This window comes from Polynucleobacter asymbioticus QLW-P1DMWA-1 (assembly GCF_000016345.1).
In the GTDB taxonomy this organism is placed as follows: Bacteria; Pseudomonadota; Gammaproteobacteria; order Burkholderiales; family Burkholderiaceae; genus Polynucleobacter; species Polynucleobacter asymbioticus.
The window spans coordinates 1,735,224-1,757,434 of the sequence record NC_009379.1 but is presented as its reverse complement, the minus strand read 5'-3'; the positions used below and the strand labels follow the sequence as shown (position 1 = coordinate 1,757,434).

Sequence of the window (22,211 nt, the reverse complement as noted above, 5' to 3'; positions counted from 1 at the left end):
GGACCACCGCTCTGCCGGCTCTCTAGCCTCGTTCTTTGTCCATACTCTTCTGCACTATCGGATCGGTTTTGGCATGGATCATGGCTACTTGACCGCTTGGTAATTCGCGCATACTGGGTGGTAATTTGGCGCTTTGGGGAGGGGACTTGGGTTGGCCGCGTGCAGCTACAACTTTAGTGCCTGCGGGTAGTAGAGTGGGTGCTTTTACAGGTTGATACGCTGGGGTGCCACTTGCGGCAGGCAGGGGTAGTGGCTTGGGTTTTGGTAATGGCTTGGGTGCTGCAACTTGGGTGGGCTGTTTTGCTTTACGAGCTAGGGTACGTGCCTTTTTAGCTACCTCGGGTTTTAGCTTTGTAGCCAGGGGCTTAGGGGCATACTGCGCTGCACGTTGTTTTTGATAAGTGTTTAACGCCTCCAAGGTGCTGGCGTACATAATTTGTTGCAAACGAATCCACTCATCATCACTCAAAAATTCATTCAATCTCATTTGGACTCTCCATTTCTTATATTTAGTTAGGAGAGCTAAATGAGTTTTAGTATTCGCTAGGCAATAGCAGAAACCAGAAGTCACCACTCCAGCAGGCATAGAGGGTAATGGCAGGTAAAGGGAAGTCAGTAAATGGAATGTGCTGGCGATCAAGTACTTTCCCATTGCCGTTATCTAACGCTAGCTCAGCACTACCTCTTGTCACGTTGAGCTTGGCAGATATAAATTCCTCACGTCCTGTAAATTGGGGTAGATAACTAGCTATTGCATCCATTAGCCAATATGCCCCAGCTTCATCAGCTAGATATTTGCAGCCATCTGTAATGACTGTGCTGGGGCTAATGCGGTAATAGTGCTCAGTACCGGTAAATTGGCCAAGCATTGCAGCGTCAAATTCAGAATTTGACATGCTTAGTTAACCTGCACGGGCAAGTGAACCAAATTATCTGCACCATACTGGCCTTTAAGTAAAAAGATTGCATCTGAAACGCTGTTTGCACAGATTCTGGTTTGGACTACAAATCCATTGGCACGGACGTAAGCTGAATAAGTGTTCATGTGATTCTCCTAAAGTTAAAAATGGGCTAGCTGCACGATTGCAAACTAGCCCTGGATCATCATTTCTTAAACGAATTGCGAGTCATCTCGCTTACTTCATTAATTGCTTCATCTAAATCACCGTTTAGTACGGCAGTCTGTAGATTCTTCAGTGTGGCTATGAGTTCATCGCCTGAAGCTAGTTCAATGGCATTAGCCCCTTTTTTATTCAGGGGTAATACTTTGCTGCCGTACTTAAGGGTTAGGTTAATCTTGCCCTCGGGGCTGATGTAGAACCACTGACGTACACGCTTTACTGTGTCCACCGTCATGCGTTCGCCCGTTTGCTTGTTTGTGTAAGTGCGGGTGACTTTGGGTTGATATTGTTCGCCAGATTTTTGGGCTTCACAAAGTGCCAATTGCTCAGCAATCTTGTTAGCCATCTTGTTTCTGCGCAGTACGATTGGGCTAGCTGATACCGGGCGCTTACCTGTTATTAATTTAAGACTTGTTAGGACGGACATTAAAAACTCCTTGTTGTTAGTAGAGTCTTAACGATAGTGTCGGCCTACAAAAGGGTCGACCTGATCTGGCATAGAAAAACAACAGATCAATGAAGCAATAGCTAGATCAATAAGCAATGGGATCGAAATCTTGTGAAACCCAGCGAAAACCAAAGAATAAATTTCATATCTTATCTAGAAGGCATAAATAAAAATGCGAGTTGCTTTGAGTTGCTATGGGTTACTAGGTAACAAGAAGAAACAAAGTTACAAGTAACTAGTTACCAGTTACTGCTTAAGGCATGAAGCGACTAGTAACCCAGACAAGTGACTTCTTTTCTGGGTTTGTGACTAGAGGCAACAAAGCAACCCGCAACTAGACCATATCAGGAGAAAGAGATGGAGACAAAACAAGTAACAAAACAAGAAACAAAAATAGCAGTGCGTTTATATAACAACACAAAGTTCGGAAAAACTTTTGGCAAGGGCATGTATTACAACGCAGTATTTAATGGAACTTTAGACCTTCCACAGCAACACTTAAAGTATTTAATCGATCTAGTGCCATTTACCCAATGGCAACATACAGCTACTACCGATATCGATATGGAGGCACTGGGCATGGTCATTTCCCATTACCAAAAAATCAATATAGATGTCCAGTTCGCCAATCACAGCGAACACATCCTATGCAGCTGGATCAAGCGATTTGATAGTGCGATGTCAAAGCCCAAGGTCATGGGGTTTGTTACGGTGGATTTACGCACCTGCCAATTAACTGTGGCCCTTGTGGATGACAGACATGGATTGGCGTTAAGTGAGAAGTTCCCCATGCGTCCATGCCGGGAAAAAACTGGCAACAGCCCAGATTACTTTTCATCAAACTACGATGCAGACCTTAAACAAAGGATCGCTGCTTAGAGCCGTTTATATTTGGATTTAGTAGTAAGGCAGCCGATTGCATAGATAAAACGCAATTCGGCTGTTTTCTTCATTTGGGCGTAACTGGCTTTGAGATGTATAAATGTAAGCAAATAAGCAAAACCTTATATTTTTCAGCTGATCGTCTCTAAACCATTGTGATCATTGAAGAAATCTCACTAAATACAAGCAGACCTTTTTAGGTCGACTTCACGCACATAAGAAATTACATTGAATGTGTGACTTTTATTTGATTTAGGGAGATTACAAGATGAAACAAGCGAAAACACTAACAGCGCAAGAATTACGCAGAGTTTTAGATCACATAGCGACACGCAAGCATTGCGCTAGAAATAGGGCGATGCTACTGATTACGCATTACGCAGGATTGCGTGTTGCGGAAATGGCTTCGCTGCGCTTTGCAGACGTTGTTGATGCAGAAGGTGCTATTAAAAACGAGATCATGCTGCGTCCAGAGCAAGCGAAAGGCGGTGACGCCCGTACAGTCTTCATTAGTGAGAAGCTTAAAAAGGAGCTGTCTGCCTATATCAAGATCTATACCCCCAATGATCCCCAAGAAAAACTGTTTTATTCCCAGAAGAAAAGCAGTGATGGCTTCAACGCCAATACAGCTACCCAGTTCTTTCACTATCTATATCAGCGAGCAGCTATTCCAGGGGCTAGTAGTCATTCGGGTAGAAGGAGCTTCATTACCAACTTAGCGGCCAAGGGTGTTGGGGTGAGGGTAATCATGGGATTGAGTGGACACAGACAGCTATCTAGTGTGCAGCACTATATAGACTGCAACGACGATCAAAAGCGTAAAGCAGTAGAGCTGATCTAAGCTATTGAGCTAATCGTCTAAAACGAATTGAACTTGGTCTTGTACTTGGTTACGTTCATTGTTTTGGGGCTCTTGGATCCCACGGGTCTTCCAGCGTCACGCTCATAACTACCTAGCATCGCCTCTGGGAACATCTTTTTACTGGGAAATCTTCCGCGGGCAGCATTTTCGGCTACTAAAGATGCTATTTTTACCAGTTGCCGTGCTTTAACGCTTAGCACTCTCTTGTATTCGCTGTCTTTCTCCCCTGGCTTAGATGTCTTTTCATCAACCCTATGAGCAGGAGATAAATCCAATTGATTGGCGATCTTCCAAAGGGGGGTTCCCGCCTTGTACATTGTTAAGGCTTCAAGACCATTAACTAGGGTATCTTCCTGTAGCTTGCTTTTCTCTAGCTTGTAATGTGCCTTATAGGCTTCGGGAAGTGGTACGCCAAACTGAATGGGCGGCTTCCAATGTTGCATATAGAACTGAATTAAATTTTTAATACCTTTTTGAGCTTCTGTCATAGTTAGATTTAAAGGCACTTCAATGAGGAAGGTTGGAACCAATCGGCCGCCTTTGTGTAATGTTCTTACTTCACCAGCCTCCATATAGATCCCCGACACTGCTGGAATTGGCATATCAAAACCATATAAGGATTTTCCTGCTCGTTCCCACCAGTCTGTTTGATCCCCTCCATCGTCGTCCGCTTCGATACTCAAGATATCAAACCAGTCGGCAACCTTATATACGGCCGCCTCGTCTTTGGGTAAATCACCCTTTTTAACCTTCATGCCCCTGTATTTGTCCCTAACGGCCAAATAACTGCTGCTGTGTCTTATATAGGGCACAACAAGGTGGTATCTCCAGTCGGCCTCCACTTCCACTTCATCCGCATTGAACTCAGCCGAAAGCTGCGTTAAGGGCTCTTTAATGCGACTGTTTTTTCTCATAAATGTTAAACGTTGATATTAATAATCAACTTTTAATTTTAACATTAAAAATATTTTGCTGTAATAGCTACATATCGCAGCACTGCTGCCGCTCTTTAACAAATCAGTCGCTTTAAACACGCAATTTCACGCAGTACAGCACTACTTGTATGTAGTTGCTGTGCAGCATTTATTAACGCAGTTGCTAACTAGCGCGGGGGTGCTACATGCAAAAGGCATTAACAACACAGAGCTGTTATTTGCTCGATTCAAAGCGAATGCAGGGATTGGCAGCACAGCGCACTGCTAATAGCGCAACAAACTTATTAACAAACAGTAAAGCAGCACTCAGTAATTTTTTTAAACACATATTGAAAGGTAGCAAATGAAAACAGCACGATTAAACACAAACGCAGCAACAAGCGGCAATACAGCGGCGGCACTGGCTTTAGCAAACATTGTTGCAAGCAAGCAGCAAAGTTTTGAAGCTGAAGCTGAAATATTGTTTTGCAGACAGATGCAAGAAGTTAAAGAGTATTACGACAGCATTAAACAGCGCAGCGATAAAGAAGAGTTGCTGCTGATGATGTTGGCGGAGTTAGATGGGGAGTTGGAGTTTGCGGTAGATGGTGATGGGGAAGTAACGGACGAATGCATTGTTGCACTGTTTTTAACACGCAAATGTACAAGCTTAACGGATGCGCTAGTTAATGCAGCACTAGCAACATTGCAAGACGACGCAGTAGCAGTAACACATTAATTAAAAAAACAAGGAGAAGTAAAAATGGAAGCAACTTTAGTAAACACACAAGCAGTAAACACAGCAGCACAGGCAATAGACATTGAAAAGTTTATGCAAGACACAGGGGCGGAGGTAACGGTTAGCGGTACTTCTGAAGAGCAAGCGCAGCAGGCTTTGCGTGAGCTAGAGAAGGCAAGCATTGGACAAAAGCAAGAATGGTACGACGTGCGAGCGCAATTTATGAGCGATGGCAGCGGTGCTGCTAAGTCTATTGACTTTGAAACGCTTATAGGGGCGGCTGCAATGGGTGATCTGATAACAGAGTTAGATGATCTTGCGGCAGAGTACGGGAAATATCAGCGAGAGCTAAATGTTGCAGAGGCCCGTAGCAATGCATTTTTAAATAGCATTGTGGGCAAGTGCTACGCAAAGTATGACTTGTTCTTGCAGCAGAGTGAGAAGGAGCAAAAGCGTATTTTAAATCGCTTGGATGCATACATGCTGGATCGCAACATTAATGTGACACCAAAAACGTATGTGCTCAGCAAGTTTTTAATGTGCGTATTTATTGGTGCAGATGCTAGAAAAATTAATAGCTACTACTCAGCTATTGCTTACGCAAAAAAGAAAGGCTGCGAACCTGCTGATTTTGCACAATACGTGCAAAATTTTGAAGGGGGCTTAACTGCAATGCGCTTGGCTAATGCAGAAAGCAAAAAATCAAATGGCGCAGGTTCTGCATTACTAACACGTGACGAAAAACTGGTGCAAGCGCAGCAATGGGCAAATGCACGTGAGCTGGCCGTGTTTGACAGTGCAGTCTTAGCGCAAAAAGTGGACGCTACAGCAGGGCAAATCGTGCTCATTGCTACACCTTTATCGGGCGGCAAGTACGCAGTACGTGCTGGGCTTAGCGATAAAGCGGTAGTAAACGCAGCGTTGTTAGCGTTTTACAAGGTTAGCAAAGATGCTATTGCTAACGAACAAGAAGAGCAGGCGCAGGCAAGCGATGTTGACCAAGTAGATCAGTTGGCAGCGCAAGCAGCGGCAATGGCTGAGTAATTTTTAACTAAACAGATTGCTGCGGGGTTAGTTGCCCTGCAGTAATCATTCACTGGAGGTTTTATGCAACCTGATTTTAGTAATTTTGATGAGCAGTTTCAGCCTAAAGTATTGGGCGATGTAGTTTTTAAAGATGCAAAAGCGAAGCAGATGATTGAGGGCTGCATTGCTAAAAATGGCGGCTTTCCTGGATCGGGAAAAAACGGCATTTTGTTATATGGGGATGTGGGGACTGGCAAAAGTGCTTTGGCAAAAATATTGCCCGATTTGATTGAGCAAGCGCATAGTGGACAAGAGGCACAGTTGCCGCAGTATTTTGACATTGCTGCTACGTCAAATCACGCACAAATGATGGTAAGTATTGCTAATCGCTGTAACTTCACACCCATCGATGCATTTCACTATTTTGTATTAGATGAGGTGGATAACTTAACTGGTGCTTATATGCCATCGCTTAAAACCGCGATGAATGGGGGCGGTCAACATGCAGTGTTTATTTTGACAACTAATAATTTGTCAAAAATTGACCGGGCGGTAATTGATCGCTGTCATGTGGTGGATTTCACGGCGGCACCTAGTAGTAATTGGCTTCCTGTTATGAGCAGGGTGCTGAGTTATTACGGGGTATTGGGTATTCCAGATCAAGTGCTAATTGATATAGCTAAAGCTTGCAAGGGGAGTGGTCGAGGCGTACTGAATGCCAGTAAACAAATTGTTAAGCATTACTACGCAAATATCCCTAATCCAGCAACGCTTATACCAACGCAGCCTATAGCAGTAACCATCTAATTCAAAAAAAGGAGAAATATCATGGCAACAAAATTTGTAACTTGGAATATCCAACTACGTCAGCAACATGCAAATAAAGAGGTTGTGCAAAAGCTACAAGAATTTCTTGCTGAAGCAGCTTGGGAGGCTGATTGTGAGGAAGTCGCGTTTATGAATGACAAAGACCACAAGACAGTTCGCATGGGGATTCCTGTTCATGATGATAGCGGGCTTGCTTTGTTAGAGGCGGCTGCATTGATGGGCAGGTGCGAATCTGAATATCAATATTCAAAACTAGACTATGGCTATTGCTTTTGGAAATCTATTAATGCGCTTGATGGCAGCGTGGTTGAGACGGCCCACTTTTAAATCGTTTCAAACGATTTGCGTCTGCAATTAAACATTGCAGACGTTTTTATATGACTAAAGGGAATAAAAATTGAAAAATACAGCAATGAGTGCCTTATACATGGGCAACTATGGTATCAAAACAGCGGTTTTAACAAGCCATGAAAAATTTGGCTTATATATCAGCGGTTATGAGGAGGATGGATTGAATCAGTGGCCTGAATTGCGCAAGCAATATGTATTTGAGCGGGTAAAGGCGCTGTTATTAAAGGAAGATGCGTACTTCAACCAGCATTTAGATCAGGCCGTGAGTGGCAATAAACGGTGGGATAAGTTTTGTGACGATTGCATTGAGTTAGCAACGCTAGATCAGTACTTTTTTGGCAAGCCCATTTTCTTGCTGCATCCAGATAGCTATATGAACGGTATAGCAAGTAACTCTCTGGATCCATTGTGGATGAGTGGACCTGATCTGATCGGTGGGATTCCAGTACTGCGACGAGATCACTAATTCGTTTTAAACGATTTGCCGGTAATTCTCAGGGATTGCCGGCATTTTTTTGTCAAAAATTAATGCTGTAAACATTCCAAATCAATTGGGATGGTGGTTAAGTGGCTGTTTTTAAGTGTACAAGCGACTCTCAAAGTAGGGTTTTTTATTAATTTGAAGGTCTCAAATCGGCCAATTAGGGACAGTTGCCTCCCAAACGAGAGGGATTCTCATTTTAGGTTGTGATTGCTCAAATAATGGTCAATTAGATGAAATATCTCAGGTGTAGAATCAATCTATGCAATTTTTGAGATCAAAACCTCTTCTTTTAGCTGCTTTGCTCCTGGCAATCATATTGCAGGTACTGACACCATTCCTACATGCACATACAGGACGATCAAGTCAGTTTGGCCTTCATCTGCATGTTGCAAGCACCGGATTTGAGTCTGCTAATGCCCCTGAGGTCGGCAAAGTCTATCTCACGAGCGCCACGGAAGAATCTCCTGAGGTAGGCGTACCTACTTCACTTCAAAATGAAAAATTTGACCTCATCGCCTTATGTTTTTATGCGTTAGCCTTCTTTATCCTTGTTTATTCGGCATCTAGTGGGCGACAGATTTATTTTTTTAGTGTAGATAGATTCGCCTATCAAAGGTACGCCCAAAGTTCACCACCCCTTTCTTTGGCTCCACCTCTAGCCCTCTAAATTTCTCTGGCGTGACTTGCTCACGTTTCTTGGATTTAGTTAGCAGTGTTTCTAGAGGTTTTTATGTTTCGTTCCCATATAGTTAGACTTTCCCTTTTCTCGCTGATTTTGAGCGGCAGTCTTCAAGCACAAGAATTTGCACCTAAGTCATTAAAACTGACTGCAAATCAACAGGCAGCAATGGGCGTGAATTTTGCCCAAGCAATTTCTGTTGATTCGGGCTCTGTATTAATTAGCGCTTCAGTCACAGTCCCGCCGGAAAAGCAGGCGATTCTATCCGCGCCTTATCCTGGACAGCTCAGTCAAATGGTTGTGGGTGTTGGTGATCCAGTAAAAGTAGGATCACCGTTGGCTTATTTCACTAGTCCCCAGATGGGCGATTCAAGGCAGAAATTATTAGAAGCCACATCTGATGCTCGTTTGGCTAAAGAAGCCTTGATTCGTGATAACGAATTGTTTAAAGAAGGAATTATTCCTCAATCTCGCCTCAATATTACTAAAGCAAAAGCTGAAAATGCCAATGCCATGTTAATGGCAAGACAGTCGGAGCTAAAGGCCGCGGGGATTAACTTTGATGATCCTAAAAATAAAGAGGCGTTTAAATCTTATGCCACAGGCGCATTGAAGTCGCCAATCCAGGGAACGGTGGTTGAGGCTCATAACCTGATCGGTCAGCGCGTTGATACTGGAACCTTGCTTTTTAGAATTGCTGACATCTCCACTTTGAATCTCGAGATCAATACATCTGGATTTAAAGCTCTCGGAATTCAGCCTGGAGATGAGATTGTGATTGCCTCCCGTAACGCCAAAGCCAAGGTAACCGGAGTATCACAGGCAGTTAGCGCCTCACAGTCAGCAAGAATAAGAGCTGTTGTTGAGGAACGCGGCACTCTGCAGATGGGTGAAGTGGTTACTGCAACTATTCAGGCAAGGCTGAAACCAAAAGTTCAGGATAAAACGTTATGGCAGGTACCCTCAAGAGCGCTTACGAGCTGGAAAGGGCAAAGCGCGATATTCATTCTTTCAGGCACTGGTGTAGTGCTTCAACCCGTATCAGTCATCTCAAGCGATGATGACTTAGCCTCAATTCAGGCGCCGCTATCTAGTGGCGCTAAGGTTGCGGTAACTGGCATTGCCTCTCTGAAAGCGCTTGCGCAGAAGGACGAGTAATGTTTACTAAATTAATTGATGCAAGTTTGCATTTTCGCAAGCTCGTATTGGCAATGGCTATTGCATTAGTGCTCTTTGGTATTCATGCGTGGATGACGTTGCCAATTGATGCCTTTCCTGATATCTCGCCAACCCAAGTCAAAATTATTCTGAAGATTCCGGGGATGACACCTGAAGAGGTTGAGCAGAGAGTAGTTCGCCCAATTGAAATTGAAATGCTTAGCATTCCCAAGAAGCGGATTGTAAGATCGGTATCTAAATATGGCATTGCCGATATCACGATTGATTTTGATGATGGCACTGATATTTATTGGGCACGTCAGCAAATCTCAGAACGTTTAAATGCATTTACAAAAGACCTCCCACCCGGCGCAACTGGTGGGCTGGCACCAATTACCACTCCTTTAAGTGAAATTTATATGTTCACTCTTGAGGGTGAGGGCTTTAGCTTAAGAGATAAACGCACCGTGTTGGACTGGACCATTCGACCTGAGCTTCGAACCATTCCTGGTGTGGCTGAAGTCAACGTCTTGGGTGGGGAGATTTTGACTTACGAAGTAATTCCTGACCCATCTCGATTGGCTGCTCGTGGAATTACGATGGCAGATCTTCGTAAGGCGGTAATGACGAACAATAGTAATGATGGGGCTGGGCGTATTGATCAAGGTGAGGAGACGCTAGTAGTTCGTGTTGAGGGGGCCGTTAAAAAGCTGGACGATGTAAAAAAGATCCAGATCCCAAAAACAAACGGTGGCTCAGTCATGCTTGACGAAGTTGCTACAGTTCACTTGGGGTCGGCCACTCGATATGGCGCCGTGACTAAAGATGGAAAAGGAGAGGCAGTAGAAGGTTTGGTCTTGGGTTTACGCGGCGCTAATGCCCGCCTTCTGGTTGATTCGGTTGAGCAAAAACTAGTTGAGATTGCTCCAAGATTGCCAAAAGGCATGACCGTAAATACTTTCTATAACCGCGGTGAATTAGTATCCCGCGCAGCAGGTACCGTTACAAAGGCTTTACTTGAAGCTACCGTGTTGGTTTGCATCACCTTATATCTATTTTTAGGTGGGTATCGTGCCGCTCTGGTGGTTGCGGCTGTACTTCCGCTCTCAATACTCTCTACGTTCATATTAATGAAGGCATTTGGCCTAACGGCTAACTTGATGAGCTTGGGTGGATTGGCAATTGCTATCGGTATGTTGGTAGATGCCGCAGTGGTGGTAGTTGAAAATGTGGAAACAGCCTTTGCTGATCCCAATACATCAAAAGCATTAAGCAAGACGGAAATCATTTCTATTGCTACTCATGAGGTTGTTAAGCCTATGGTAGCTGGTGTATTTATTATTGCTGTAGTTTTTCTTCCGTTGCTCAGTCTTGAAGGTTTGGAGGGCAAACTATTTTCACCGGTAGCGCTAACTATTGTGATGGCGCTCGCCTCATCCTTATTAATTGCATTTACTGTCATTCCCGCCTTAGCTTCGTTTGTTTTAGAGCGCAAGGCTGATGAAGAAACAAAGTTTATGCGCAAGATTTCAGAGAAATACGTTGAGTGGCGCAATCAGGTATGGGGCAATACCAAGTGGCTTTACAGGGCTTCTGGCATTGGGTTGGGTGTGATGGTAATTCTTTATATGATTGTGGGAAAAACCTTTATGCCTACTCTAGATGAAGGAGACATCTTGGTTCAGCTGCAAAAGCTCCCATCAATATCCTTAAATGAGTCACTCATCATTGATTCTCAGGTGGAGCAGTTATTTTTAAAAGAAGTTCCTGAGATTAAATCCATTGTTGCCAGAGCAGGTTCAGATGATTTAGGTCTAGATCCCATGGGCTTAAATGAAACGGATATGTTTTTAGTGCTCAAGCCTAAAAGTGAATGGTCTGGCAATAAGGATGATATTGCCAATAAGCTCAGGATTGCTTTAGATAACTTTCCTGGATTAGTTTATGGTTTTACTCAACCGATTGAAATGCGTGTCTCCGAGATGCTTACGGGAACCCGCGGTGATGTGGCAATCAAAATCTTTGGCAGTGATTTAGCTGAAATCAATAAGGCGGCACAAGCTATAGCTGGCTCAGTTCGGAATGTTAAGGGTGCAGCTGAGGTAATTGCACCTCGTGCTGAAGGAATGCAGTACTTAAGCCTAAAGATTAACCGTACCGTAGCGGGGCAAGCTGGATTCTCGATTGAGGACTTGCAGCAGCGATTACGCAATCAAATTGAAGGTGAGAACCTTGGGGTGGTATTAGATGGGGTCATTAGAACACCATTGGTACTACGTGGAAATGACTATATACGTACAAGCCCAGAAGCATTTGGCGACTTAATGATATCCGCACCTGATGGAAAATCATGGCCACTAGCATCACTAGCTGAAATTAAGCAAGTAGATGGGCCCATTCGGATTGACCATGAGCAATCAAGTCGCTTTGCTAGCATTCAAGTGTCTGTCGATGGCAGGGATCTAGCAGGATTTGTGAAGGATGCTCAGGCGGCAGTGATTGCGTTGAGCTTGCCTAAAACGATCAATGTGGTTTGGGGAGGGCAGTTTGAAAATCAACAAAGGGCTGCTGCAAGGCTAGCTATTGTGATCCCGATTGCATTGGGGTTAATCTTTGCAATACTGATGGTGACCTTTGGCTCGGCAATACAGGCTGGGATCATATTCCTCAATATCCCTTTTGCACTAGTTGGTGGAGTTGTTGCTTTAACCATCACCGGTCAATATCTTTCCGTGCCAGCGTCGGTCGGATTTATTGCATTACTTGGTATTGCCGTCCTAAATGGCGTGGTGATGGTCACTCACTTTAACGAGCGCCTGGTTAAGGGCGACTCTATGTCTGATGTCATTCACTTTGGTACTGGAAGGCGTTTACGCCCCGTACTGATGACGGCAGTTATTACCGCCCTTGGAATGATTCCACTTCTTTTTGCTACGGGGCCAGGTTCTGAAATTCAGCGTCCCTTAGCGATTGTGGTGATTGGTGGTTTGATCACGTCAACTTTATTAACCTTGCTACTTTTACCAAAGCTCTATCAGCGCTTTGGGGCATTAAAAAATTGGAGTGAGCTTAAAGAAGAAATCCACTTTGATCGTTTAATTGAATCTATTAAGAGGATCAAAAAATGAAAAAATTGATTCTATTTGCTACATTTATTGGAGTTTGTTCTTCAGCATTAGCTAATAATTTATTGCCAACTGATGAACAGGTAAAAAATGCTCTGTATTCCAACCCTAAGATTGGAGCTGCGGATGCGAGAAAGGACTCTTTAAATTACAGGGCTGATGCCATCGCCTCGGGTTCGCAAGAGTTTGTTGTCAGGGGCTCTAGACAAAATCGAAGAGTAACCAATATACCGGGAGCCACAAATTATCAAGAATACTGGGCGGGTATTGAGCGTCCAATCCGTTTTTGGGGTAAAGGCGGTGTTGATGAGAAGATTTCCGATGCCACCAAGTCATTTGCCGGAATTGAGTATGCCGATACTATGCATGAAACCAGCAAGGATCTATTAGCAACCTGGTTTACTTATCTTAAAGCGCTTCAGTCAAGAATTGTTGCCGAGAAAAATAGCCAGCTAGGCGATCAAATTGGCCGGATTGCTCAAGTGCGCTACAAGGTTGGGGATGTAGCTAGATTGGATGCTCAATTAGCAACAGCGGAGCAAGGTAGGCTAAAGGCCTTCTTAGAGCTTGCTAAAGCACAAGAAAGCGTAAGCGGTGAATCAGTCACGCAGAGATACCAAGGCATCGCATTAATTAAGAACTTTAAATGGGATGTAATTCCTAATCTTCAAACTAGGAAGGAATTACTACGTCAACAATTTCTTGAGCGAAGTCATGAATTAAAGCTAGCTAAATCAGATGCTGATCGATTTGATTTGCAAGCTAAACGCAGTGGCTTGGACAGGTTTCCGGATCCAACCGTTGGCCTATATACCGCCAATGAGTTTGGTGGCGCCGAGAGAATTAATGGTGTTAGTTTATCGTTCCCAATATCCGGTAGCGCTCGTTTTTCTAATGCTTCTGCGGCAGCATCTGAAGCAGAAATGAGTCGCCAAAGAGTTATAGAAACTGAGCAACGCATTAGCGTTGAGTTTGAACGCTTATGGTCGCAGATGATGAGTAGAAAAACGGCGGCTGAAACATTGCTAAATTCCGCAAAAAGCCAGAATGATGCTGCGCAGGCGGCTGAAAAAGCCTATGTGCTGGGCGAGGGCACTATCTCAGATTTGATTGCTGCAAGAAAAGCCGCCAATGAGAATCAGTTATCGGCTGACCTTATGCGGCTAGATGCACTGGAATCTTACTATCGTATGCGTTTGGATTTGCACGAGATTTGGGACTTTGATTGATATTCTTTTGGCAATACTTTTAGAGACTAGCCTAGAGTTACTCATGATTAATGAGGTATCTTTAGATGTCTGCTGTGGGTCGGAAGCTGTCCAATGGGATGAACGGACCCGGATGTCTCAACTCGGCCAATAAGAGGCGGTAGTGTCACCTCTTTTTTACTTCACGGGTAGCGATAATTTATTTAAGATCCCGCAGTGTGCTGAGTCCTGATTCGCATGACATTGTTTTCTGAGCAGCTTTAATTGTCGTTCAAGTTGGCGTAGCTCATTAATTCGATTGCTTACACCTTCAATATGAGCATCAAGCAATTCATTTACTGCACCACAGTTTTCATCTGGTAAATCTTTTAAGCGAAGTAATTGACGAACTTCACTTAAGGTCATATCTAGCGAGCGGCAGTGGCGAATAAATGTAAGGCGTTGCAGGTGCTGATCCCCGTAGATTCGGAAGTTACCCTCAGATCGAGCCGGTTTTGCTAACAAACCCTCTTGCTCATAAAATCGAATAGTTTCCACTTGAATGCCTGTGGCTGTTGCTAGTTCACCAATTCTCATTTGACCTCCAAGTTTTTACATTTTTATTCTAATCCCTTGACTCTATAGTTACTATAGGGTGTTAAATGTTCTATGTCTTCATCATTTAGGTTTCCGCTATGAGCGAATGCAATACCTCCTGTAGTTGTTCTGCATCAACTCCTGTGACAAAGGCTTCTGAGATGCCGAGCAAGAATAAGGCCATCTATCGCATTGAAAATATGGACTGTCCAACTGAAGAGGCGCTTATTCGCAAAAAGCTAGCGAGTGTAAGCGGCATTGAGTCGCTGGACTTTAACTTAATGCAAAGGATGCTCACGGTTGGTCACAATCTCAACTCACTTGACGCTATCGAGTCCGCTTTGGGTTCAATTGGAATGCAGGCGGTGCTACAAAGTGGTGAGACTTCTACAAAGGGCGGCTCGATTGAGCCTATGCCTAAAACCAATTGGTGGCCATTAGCTGTTGCAGGTATCACTGCAACCTTGGCTGAAATCATGGAATTGCTGCAACTTGGTAATCAGTGGATTGTCATCACTCTAGTAATCGCCTCAATTGCTTCGGGGGGCCTGACCACTTATAAAAAGGGCTGGATTGCATTAAAGAATAGCAATCTCAATATCAATGCCTTAATGTCAATTGCAGTCACAGGCGCGATGGCGATTGGAAGTTGGCCAGAAGCCGCCATGGTGATGTTCTTATTTACTCTAGCTGAAGTAATTGAAGCCAAGTCATTAGATCGTGCTCGTAATGCGATTCGTGGCTTATTAGACCTCACCCCTGAAACCGCAACCGTTCAGCAAGCCGATGGCTCTTGGGTGCTAACGGATGTAAAGGCTATCGCTTTAGGTGCTTTAGTTCGAGTGCGTCCTGGAGAGCGAATAGCTTTAGACGGCATATTAATAAGTGGTAACTCGGCAGTAAATCAAGCGCCAATCACGGGTGAGAGCCTACCCGTCGATAAGATAGTTGGCGATGAGGTATTTGCAGGAACGATCAATCAGACGGGATCATTCGAATACAAAGTTACTGCAGAAGCGACTCATTCAACGCTAGCTCGAATTATTCATGCAGTTGAAGCAGCGCAAGGAAGTCGTGCGCCCACCCAGCGTTTTGTTGATCAATTCGCCAAGATCTATGCGCCAGCTATTTTTTTGCTTGCGGTGTTAGTCGCTGTTTTGCCTCCATTGTTAATGGCGCAGTCATGGCAGGAATGGATCTATAAAGCATTAGTCATGTTAGTGATTGCCTGCCCTTGTGCTTTGGTGATCTCAACACCTGTAACGATTGTGAGTGGCTTAGCAGCCGCTGCAAGAAAAGGCATCTTAATTAAAGGAGGTGCTTTTTTAGAAGCAGGACGGAGCATGAAGGTCTTAGCGCTCGATAAGACGGGGACGCTCACCTACGGGAAGCCTGCACAAACGGACTTTTTTGTATTAAGTGGCAATGACAAGTATATTCACGAAATTGCTATCAGTCTTGCGGCACGATCTGATCATCCCGTATCTCTAGCAATTGCCCATGCTAATCAAGAGCAAAAGAATGATTTAAAGACTGTGGATAGCTTTGAGGCGATTCTGGGTCGCGGAGTCAAAGGCGTTATTGAAGGTAATTTGTATTACCTTGGCAATCATCGACTGATTGAAGAATTGGGTTTGTGCTCTGATGATATTGAGAATCGTTTATTACCATTAGAGCAGCAAGGCAAAACGGCCGTATTGCTTACCAACCAAACAGAGGTTTTAGCCATTATTGCGGTAGCCGATACTGTTAGAGAAACAAGCAAGCAGGCTATTGATGAGCTTCACCAATTAGGCGTGACTACCATCATGCTCACTGGTGACAATCAGCACACCGCTAAGGCAATAGGTAAACAGGTGGGTGTCGATGAGATTATGGGTAATTTATTGCCTGAAGATAAGCTTAAAATAATTGACAGTCGCCTAAAAAAGGATCCCAATGTAAAGGTAGGCATGGTTGGAGATGGCATTAATGATGCCCCTGCTTTAGCAAGAGCAAGTATTGGATTTGCGATGGGGGCGGCTGGAACCGATACTGCGATAGAGACTGCTGATGTTGCGCTAATGGATGATGATTTACGCAAGATTGCTACCTTTATTCGGCTATCCAAATCAACCGCTCTAATTCTGACTCAAAACATTGTTCTTGCTCTAGGCATTAAGGCTATCTTCCTTGTGCTTACCTTTACAGGGCAAGCCACGATGTGGATGGCGGTATTTGCGGATATGGGTGCGAGCTTGCTAGTGGTGGCAAATGGATTGCGGTTATTAAGAAGCTAGGTGTTAGTTCATATCAAGCAGTTAACTCAAGGAGCACTAAAATGAAAAAGCTAGGATGGGTTGCGATTTTAAGTTTAGGTGTTTTACTAAGTGCGCCCGTTTTGGCGCAAACAGCAGGGGCGGGCACTAAAGCCTCACAGACACAACAAAAAAATGTTGATGTAGCGGAGTTTGATAAGCAAGCCGCTCAAATTCAAGAGAACTTTAAAAAGATGCAACAGCAGATGGATCAGATCCGTGCAACTCAAGATCCGCAAGAAAGGCAAAAGCTGATGCAGGCTCACTGGAGCACAATGCAGGGCAACATGAATATGATGCAAGGCATGTGGGGTTCGGGAATGATGGGTTGTTGTGGTGGTAACGGCGGCATGATGGGTGGACACATGATGGGTCCAATGATGGGCTGGAATGGTATGGGCCCTTATTACTCTAAATTAACACCTGAGCAGTTAAAGCAACGCCAATACATGATGGATCAATACATGGGTATGCAGCAGAACATGATGAACCAAATGATGCAGCAGAACTATATGTGGATGGATCGGTCAAGGTAGCAACTGGCTCGAGAATGGGGGGTGGCAGTTATCGCTTTGTAGCCCATTAGCAAAGGCTAATGCCATGTCGTTTAAAGCGACATGGCAGCTGTTAAAAGATTTCCAACCGTATTTCGTGGTTTTTTGGTGGGAAAAGCAGAATATCCCAAATGTAGCTAGAATCACAACATGCTTCGCGTTTGCCTACTTATCCTGTTAGTTGTCCTATTACCCATTCGCTCTTTTGCGTCTGAGAGTATGGGATTTAGTATGGCTCAGCCAACGCATTCCATGGAAATGATGGCTGATAGCGATGCCAGTCATTGCGAGATGATGCAAAGCTCTAGCAAGCAAGACCCTCAATCTGAGCAACATGACAAACCCACTTGTAATGCCTGCTCCTTGTGTATGGCATTTGCATTTGCGTTGCCATCCATAGCAATGAATTTTAAGCAACTCTCGTATCAATTTGCACAGCAAGAGCCATTATTCGTATATGGCGCACTCTTAGCTCTACCCATCAAGCCACCCATTTTGTAATCCCCCTAGCAGTAGTCCGTCCAAAATTTGGATGGAGTTGTTTATCTAATTAACTTTCCTTTGGGGGAAACATGAAAAAATTTGTATTTGGTATTTTATTTCTCATCACTTCACTGTCTTGGGCGGCGCCTGATTGGACCAAAGCGCAAATAGTCAAAGTAGAGCCTGAGCGTCATCGTATTGTGCTTAAGCATGAGCGGATTCAAAGCATTGATATGGATGCTATGACTATGCTTTTTGATACTGCGCCCAAGTTAAATCTTAAGGGCTATAAAGCAGGTGATCAGGTACGCTTTCAGGTCAAAATCAGTGATGGGGCGCTAGAAGTAGTTGCCCTGGAGAAGGCGCCATGAGGGTATGGCTTGTATTCATAGGCAGTCTTTTGCTCAGCCTTAGCGCTCAAGCCGCGCCAATGGGATTTAAGGATAGCTGGATGACGATGGGTGATTTTAGTAAAACCTTTCGAGAGCAAACAGCCAACTACGCCTTGACTCCTAGAGATGCTATTGGTGTGACTTCGACCTATATGCAAACGAATAACTATTCGCAAACTCAGCTTAATAATGAGCTCACCTACACTCGATTAGTTAAGCGTTGGAATATGCCAGAAGCACAAGCCAATATTTGGTTTATCGGCGGCGTTGGTGAGACTACAGGTAACTACTTTAGCGGCACTAAAGCTACGGTATCCCCTGGCATTCAGGCTGATTATGAGACTACTCGTTTGTATGCTTCAGCTAATGCTCGCATCTATGTGGCTGATGGCATTACCAATAATGTAGTTTCGGCAAGAGCTGGCTTTTCTTTCTATGAAGCGAACTACGATGAGACCCAACCATGGTTGATCGTGGAAGCTAGAAGAATGTCGATGGTATCAACCCAGTATGAAGTCACGCCTATGCTTCGGCTGATCCATAACCGTATTTTTGTAGAGGCAGGGGCGAACCTTCATGGCCAACCCCGCCTGAGCTTTATGTATGTCTACTAAATGAACTAACAAGGATTACAAAATGAAAAAGATTTTTATAGCAACGCTCTTAGCCCTCACTTTATCCCCAGCATTTGCTGTGACTAGCATGAAAGCAACAGTTAATGGCATGGTCTGCGCTTTTTGTGCTCAAGGCATTGAAAAACGGATTTCTAAAATGCCATCAACCAAGGCCGTCTATGTGGATCTCAAACAAAAGACCGTTGTTGTGGAGCCAAAAGAGGGTATGGCTTTAGATCAAAAAGCCATAATTGAGGAAGTCAAGGACGCAGGGTATGACATCGTCAAAGTAGAGTCAGTACCTAAAAGTGTTGCAGAACTCAAAGCAGAACTGGTGGCCAACAAATGATTCCTGAAAAAATGATTGCACCCAAAAGCAATCTCCTTACCAGCGTTGCTACGCTCTTTGCCAGTTCAAGCACTTTAATCTGTTGTGCAATACCAGCCTTATTGGTCGCTTTAGGAGCGGGTGCTACTTTATCCACATTTATCTCTATCTTTCCAAAGATCGTATGGATTAGTGAGCACAAGGTAGAAGTGTTTATTTTTGCGGGAGTGATGCTCTCTATTAGTGGTTATATGCAATGGCGCGGTAGATTTGCTCCATGTCCAACCGATCCCGTATTAAGAGATGCCTGTATGAGAACTCTTAAGGCTTCATTAATCGTTTATAGCCTGAGCTTATTGCTTTATTTAACCGGGGGTTGGTTTGCTTTTGTGCAACCACTGTTTTCAAGTTAAAAATAATAAGTCCATCATTCAAAAGTTCAAACCACCTTCGGGTGGTTTTTCTTTTTATGGCTGCTTTGGGTCGGCAGCAGTCAAAGCTCTTTATTAGAGCAGTATGTCTAAAGCCAGCAAGAAGCAGCTCATAGCAGGCGGTAAATCGTTTTAAACGTATTGCTATGTATTTTGGAATTCAAGCGCAGACAACTCTAACGAACGCGAATTCAAATATGTGATGGGTGCAAATCGTTTAAATGAATTGCTGAAAATTTAAAGCAACACAATGAAAGAGATGCTGTTTAAGTGCAGCTTTAAAACTATTAAATATTAATCTAATAATTTCACAAACTGCTTCTACATTCTCTTCTACACTTTGCTAAATTAACGTCTAAGCTATATTCTATATAGCCATAATAAGAGTTATTCTTCTCATAATCCTTTGGTCCCAGGTTCAAGTCCTGGTGGGCCCACCAATGAAATCAACGACTTAGGGAGAAATTCCTAAGTCGTTTATCTTTCCGTGTAGTCTGTGTGTAGCAAATATCACCACTAAACCCCAATAGATATATGGCTCTAGCTTGGAGCAATCAACTACTTGTTACTCGTGGTTTTTAAGTGCTCAATGACTGCTTTCGGCCATAAGCAGCCATATCCCAGATGACACCTTAAGGCATTATTTTCAGGATTTTTATACAAATCCACTCAAATCTTTATAACTTTTTTACACACTTCTTTATAAGATGAATCCATCTAATTCGATTGAGGTGGATATGAGCTTACTGTTTCTCGGCTGCATTTTTATATTCCTTGCGTTGACCATTGGTCTAGCTAAGGGCTGTGCACGACTAAGGGGTGAAAAATGAACTTTATTCAGATTATTAGTGGCGTAGCTGCTGTATTACTTTTAATTTACCTAGTTGCTGCACTATTAAATCCAGAGGACTTCTCATGAGTACCCATGCCATTTTGACAATCGTTCTTTATGTTGGGGTCTTGCTACTATTAGCTTATCCCCTAGGAGGTTTCATTGATGCCGTGATGAGCGGTCAATCGATTACTTCCAAAAAACCATTTAGATTCATAGAAAATTTTATTTACAAAGTATGCGGCATTGATCCAGCTATTGAAATGAGCTGGTTAAGCTATGCAATTGGATTAATTGCCTTTAACATCCTTGGGGTTTTATTTGTCTTTGGTTTACAGTTATTTCAGGGCATTCTTCCGCTAAACCCTCAGGGTTTAGTAAGCGTTTCTCCAGACTCCTCCTTCAATACTGCAATTAGTTTTGCCACGAATACCAATTGGCAGGCCTACGTAGGTGAGGGAACAATGAGCTATCTCACGCAAATGTTGGGACTTACAACACAAAACTTCCTTTCTGCTGCAAGCGGCATCGTTGTTGTGATTGCGCTTATTCGTGGCTTTGCTAGAAACAGTATTAAGACCATTGGCAATCTTTGGGTGGATTTAACCCGTATTACCTTATACGTGCTGGTCCCTATTTCGGTTGTATACGCAATCTTTCTAGTTGGTCAGGGCTCCATTCAGAACTTTGATGCATACAAAGATGTCAAAACAGTTGAGGTTGCTAAGTTTGATGCGCCTAAGCTTGATGCCGATGGTCAGCCACTAAAGGATGAAAAGGGTGCAGTTTTAACTGGGCCAGCCTCAACAGATCAGCAAACTTTGCCAATGGGCCCAGTGGCCTCCCAAGAAGCAATTAAGATGTTGGGCACCAATGGTGGGGGTTTCTTTAATGCGAATTCTGCACATCCATACGAAAACCCAACGCCCTTATCTAATTTCATTCAGATTCTTTCTATCTTTTTGATTCCAGCTGCATTATGTTTTACCTTTGGTCGCATGGTTAGGGATAAGCGACAAGGTTGGGTAGTACTGGTGACGATGATCTTGATTTTCTTAACAGTAACCTTTGCAGCCGTTCATTTCGAGTCTCAAGCTAATCCAGTCCTTACTAATCTGGGCGTAGACGGGGCCATGGGAAATATGGAAGGCAAGGAAACTCGCTTTGGAATTGATGATTCTAGTATTTTTGCAAGTATCACCACGCTCGCTTCATGCGGTGCAGTCAATTCAATGCATGACTCCTTTATGCCAATGGGCGGCTTTGTTCCACTTTGGAACATGATGCTTGGTGAGGTTGTGTTTGGTGGTGTAGGAACGGGTCTATATGGAATGCTTGTCTTTGCGATTCTTGCTGTATTTATCGCTGGGTTAATGATCGGTCGTACGCCCGAATACCTTGGTAAAAAGATTGAATCCTACGAAATGAAGATGGTTGCAATTGCAATCTTGGTAACTCCTATTTTGGCGTTGGTGGGAACCGCAATTGCAGTGATGAGTGTTGATGGAGTTGCAGGTATTGCTAATCCTGGCGCGCATGGTTTTTCTGAGATTTTGTATGCCTTTACCTCGGCAGCTAATAACAATGGAAGTGCTTTTGCAGGACTCTCAGCAAATACACCTTTCTATAACAGCATGCTAGCAATTGCGATGTGGTTTGGTCGTTTTGGAGTCATTGTTCCGGTTCTCGCATTGGCTGGTGCATTTGCAGCCAAAAAGAAGATAGCGGTAAATGAGGGAACCATGCCAACGCACGGACCACTCTTTATTGTCCTGTTGGCCGGTACAGTGATCTTGGTTGGAGCCTTGAATTACGTGCCAGCCCTTGCTCTTGGTCCCATTGTTGAGCAGTTAATGCTCCCAGTGATTCATTAATTAAT

Annotated in this window: 26 protein-coding genes; 20 read left to right on the top strand and 6 right to left on the bottom strand. The window is 43.8% G+C overall.

All coding sequences use genetic code 11. From position 1 onward, the window contains the following. Window positions 1–22: 22 nt before the first annotated feature. The 4 genes from PNUC_RS08805 to PNUC_RS08795 are packed head-to-tail and all read right to left on the bottom strand — an operon-like array spanning window position 23 to window position 1,548. Window positions 23–487 carry a hypothetical protein gene (locus PNUC_RS08805; protein WP_011903529.1) on the bottom strand — a complete coding sequence of 155 codons (465 nt, stop codon included), beginning with the start codon at window positions 485–487 and terminating at the stop codon, window positions 23–25. Window positions 488–533: 46 nt separating this feature from the next. Further along, a complete protein-coding gene (locus PNUC_RS08800; RefSeq protein ID WP_011903528.1) occupies window positions 534–896 on the bottom strand; it encodes a DUF6876 family protein in 363 nt (120 codons plus the stop codon). Window positions 897–898: 2 nt separating this feature from the next. Next, a complete protein-coding gene (locus tag PNUC_RS11045; RefSeq protein WP_161485406.1) occupies window positions 899–1,045 on the bottom strand; it encodes a hypothetical protein in 147 nt (48 codons plus the stop codon). 59 nt (window positions 1,046–1,104) lie between these two features. After that, window positions 1,105–1,548, bottom strand: a complete 444-nt coding sequence (locus PNUC_RS08795) for a DUF6641 family protein (RefSeq protein WP_011903527.1) — start codon at window positions 1,546–1,548, stop codon at window positions 1,105–1,107. Between the two features lie 378 nt (window positions 1,549–1,926). Between PNUC_RS08795 and PNUC_RS08790 the strand changes: the two genes are divergently transcribed. Both PNUC_RS08790 and PNUC_RS08785 read left to right on the top strand, forming a co-directional pair. Then, the gene (locus tag PNUC_RS08790) at window positions 1,927–2,448 is read left to right on the top strand and encodes a hypothetical protein (protein ID WP_011903526.1); all 522 of its coding nucleotides are present in this window, start codon (window positions 1,927–1,929) and stop codon (window positions 2,446–2,448) included. 271 nt (window positions 2,449–2,719) lie between these two features. Beyond that, window positions 2,720–3,292, top strand: coding sequence for a tyrosine-type recombinase/integrase (locus PNUC_RS08785; RefSeq protein WP_011903525.1), 573 nt, complete (start codon window positions 2,720–2,722; stop codon window positions 3,290–3,292). A 17-nt stretch (window positions 3,293–3,309) separates the two neighbouring features. Here the strand turns inward: PNUC_RS08785 and PNUC_RS08780 are convergent, their stop codons facing one another. Further along, on the bottom strand, window positions 3,310–4,227 hold the full coding sequence (locus PNUC_RS08780) for a hypothetical protein (protein WP_011903524.1): 918 nt from the start codon (window positions 4,225–4,227) through the stop codon (window positions 3,310–3,312). A gap of 364 nt (window positions 4,228–4,591) precedes the next feature. Here PNUC_RS08780 and PNUC_RS08775 point away from each other — a divergent pair, with 364 nt between their 5' ends. The 9 genes from PNUC_RS08775 (at window position 4,592) to PNUC_RS08735 (ending at window position 13,846) form a co-directional block, all read left to right on the top strand. Further along, window positions 4,592–4,966 carry a hypothetical protein gene (locus tag PNUC_RS08775; RefSeq protein WP_011903523.1) on the top strand — a complete coding sequence of 125 codons (375 nt, stop codon included), beginning with the start codon at window positions 4,592–4,594 and terminating at the stop codon, window positions 4,964–4,966. Window positions 4,967–4,990: 24 nt separating this feature from the next. Next, the gene (locus tag PNUC_RS08770; RefSeq protein WP_011903522.1) at window positions 4,991–6,010 is read left to right on the top strand and encodes a hypothetical protein; all 1,020 of its coding nucleotides are present in this window, start codon (window positions 4,991–4,993) and stop codon (window positions 6,008–6,010) included. A 63-nt stretch (window positions 6,011–6,073) separates the two neighbouring features. Next, window positions 6,074–6,799, top strand: coding sequence for an AAA family ATPase (locus PNUC_RS08765; RefSeq protein ID WP_011903521.1), 726 nt, complete (start codon window positions 6,074–6,076; stop codon window positions 6,797–6,799). A gap of 21 nt (window positions 6,800–6,820) precedes the next feature. After that, on the top strand, window positions 6,821–7,147 hold the full coding sequence (locus PNUC_RS08760; RefSeq protein WP_011903520.1) for a hypothetical protein: 327 nt from the start codon (window positions 6,821–6,823) through the stop codon (window positions 7,145–7,147). An 85-nt stretch (window positions 7,148–7,232) separates the two neighbouring features. Beyond that, window positions 7,233–7,637 carry a hypothetical protein gene (locus tag PNUC_RS08755; RefSeq protein ID WP_011903519.1) on the top strand — a complete coding sequence of 135 codons (405 nt, stop codon included), beginning with the start codon at window positions 7,233–7,235 and terminating at the stop codon, window positions 7,635–7,637. Window positions 7,638–7,914: 277 nt separating this feature from the next. Then, window positions 7,915–8,322 (top strand): hypothetical protein, encoded by a 408-nt coding sequence (locus PNUC_RS08750; protein WP_011903518.1) that lies wholly within the window; start codon window positions 7,915–7,917, stop codon window positions 8,320–8,322. 63 nt (window positions 8,323–8,385) lie between these two features. Further along, window positions 8,386–9,492, top strand: a complete 1,107-nt coding sequence (locus tag PNUC_RS08745; RefSeq protein ID WP_011903517.1) for an efflux RND transporter periplasmic adaptor subunit — start codon at window positions 8,386–8,388, stop codon at window positions 9,490–9,492. Continuing rightward, window positions 9,492–12,620 (top strand): efflux RND transporter permease subunit, encoded by a 3,129-nt coding sequence (locus PNUC_RS08740; protein WP_011903516.1) that lies wholly within the window; start codon window positions 9,492–9,494, stop codon window positions 12,618–12,620. Before PNUC_RS08745 ends, PNUC_RS08740 begins: the two co-directional genes overlap by 1 nt. After that, window positions 12,617–13,846 carry a TolC family protein gene (locus PNUC_RS08735; protein WP_011903515.1) on the top strand — a complete coding sequence of 410 codons (1,230 nt, stop codon included), beginning with the start codon at window positions 12,617–12,619 and terminating at the stop codon, window positions 13,844–13,846. The genes PNUC_RS08740 and PNUC_RS08735 overlap by 4 nt, the downstream gene beginning before the upstream one ends. Window positions 13,847–14,002: 156 nt before the next feature. Here PNUC_RS08735 and cadR read toward each other — a convergent pair whose 3' ends face one another. Then, window positions 14,003–14,401 carry a Cd(II)/Pb(II)-responsive transcriptional regulator gene (cadR, locus tag PNUC_RS08730; RefSeq protein ID WP_011903514.1) on the bottom strand — a complete coding sequence of 133 codons (399 nt, stop codon included), beginning with the start codon at window positions 14,399–14,401 and terminating at the stop codon, window positions 14,003–14,005. A gap of 98 nt (window positions 14,402–14,499) precedes the next feature. Here cadR and PNUC_RS08725 point away from each other — a divergent pair, with 98 nt between their 5' ends. The 9 genes from PNUC_RS08725 (at window position 14,500) to kdpA (ending at window position 22,206) form a co-directional block, all read left to right on the top strand. Beyond that, window positions 14,500–16,680 (top strand): heavy metal translocating P-type ATPase, encoded by a 2,181-nt coding sequence (locus PNUC_RS08725; protein ID WP_011903513.1) that lies wholly within the window; start codon window positions 14,500–14,502, stop codon window positions 16,678–16,680. Between the two features lie 41 nt (window positions 16,681–16,721). Then, window positions 16,722–17,234: a hypothetical protein gene (locus PNUC_RS08720; protein WP_011903512.1), complete on the top strand. Its 513-nt coding sequence runs from the start codon at window positions 16,722–16,724 to the stop codon at window positions 17,232–17,234. A gap of 168 nt (window positions 17,235–17,402) precedes the next feature. Beyond that, window positions 17,403–17,753, top strand: coding sequence for a hypothetical protein (locus PNUC_RS08715; RefSeq protein ID WP_011903511.1), 351 nt, complete (start codon window positions 17,403–17,405; stop codon window positions 17,751–17,753). Window positions 17,754–17,824: 71 nt separating this feature from the next. Beyond that, window positions 17,825–18,106: a copper-binding protein gene (locus PNUC_RS08710; RefSeq protein WP_011903510.1), complete on the top strand. Its 282-nt coding sequence runs from the start codon at window positions 17,825–17,827 to the stop codon at window positions 18,104–18,106. Further along, on the top strand, window positions 18,103–18,741 hold the full coding sequence (locus PNUC_RS08705) for a hypothetical protein (RefSeq protein ID WP_011903509.1): 639 nt from the start codon (window positions 18,103–18,105) through the stop codon (window positions 18,739–18,741). The genes PNUC_RS08710 and PNUC_RS08705 overlap by 4 nt, the downstream gene beginning before the upstream one ends. Before the next feature lie 22 nt (window positions 18,742–18,763). Next, entirely contained in the window at window positions 18,764–19,090 is a 327-nt protein-coding gene (locus PNUC_RS08700; RefSeq protein ID WP_011903508.1) for a heavy-metal-associated domain-containing protein, read from the top strand. After that, window positions 19,087–19,482, top strand: coding sequence for a hypothetical protein (locus PNUC_RS08695; protein ID WP_201721399.1), 396 nt, complete (start codon window positions 19,087–19,089; stop codon window positions 19,480–19,482). The genes PNUC_RS08700 and PNUC_RS08695 overlap by 4 nt, the downstream gene beginning before the upstream one ends. Window positions 19,483–20,326: 844 nt before the next feature. After that, a complete protein-coding gene (kdpF, locus tag PNUC_RS08690; RefSeq protein WP_048812150.1) occupies window positions 20,327–20,419 on the top strand; it encodes a K(+)-transporting ATPase subunit F in 93 nt (30 codons plus the stop codon). Then, a complete protein-coding gene (gene kdpA, locus PNUC_RS08685; RefSeq protein ID WP_011903506.1) occupies window positions 20,416–22,206 on the top strand; it encodes a potassium-transporting ATPase subunit KdpA in 1,791 nt (596 codons plus the stop codon). The genes kdpF and kdpA overlap by 4 nt, the downstream gene beginning before the upstream one ends. Window positions 22,207–22,211: the final 5 nt, after the last annotated feature.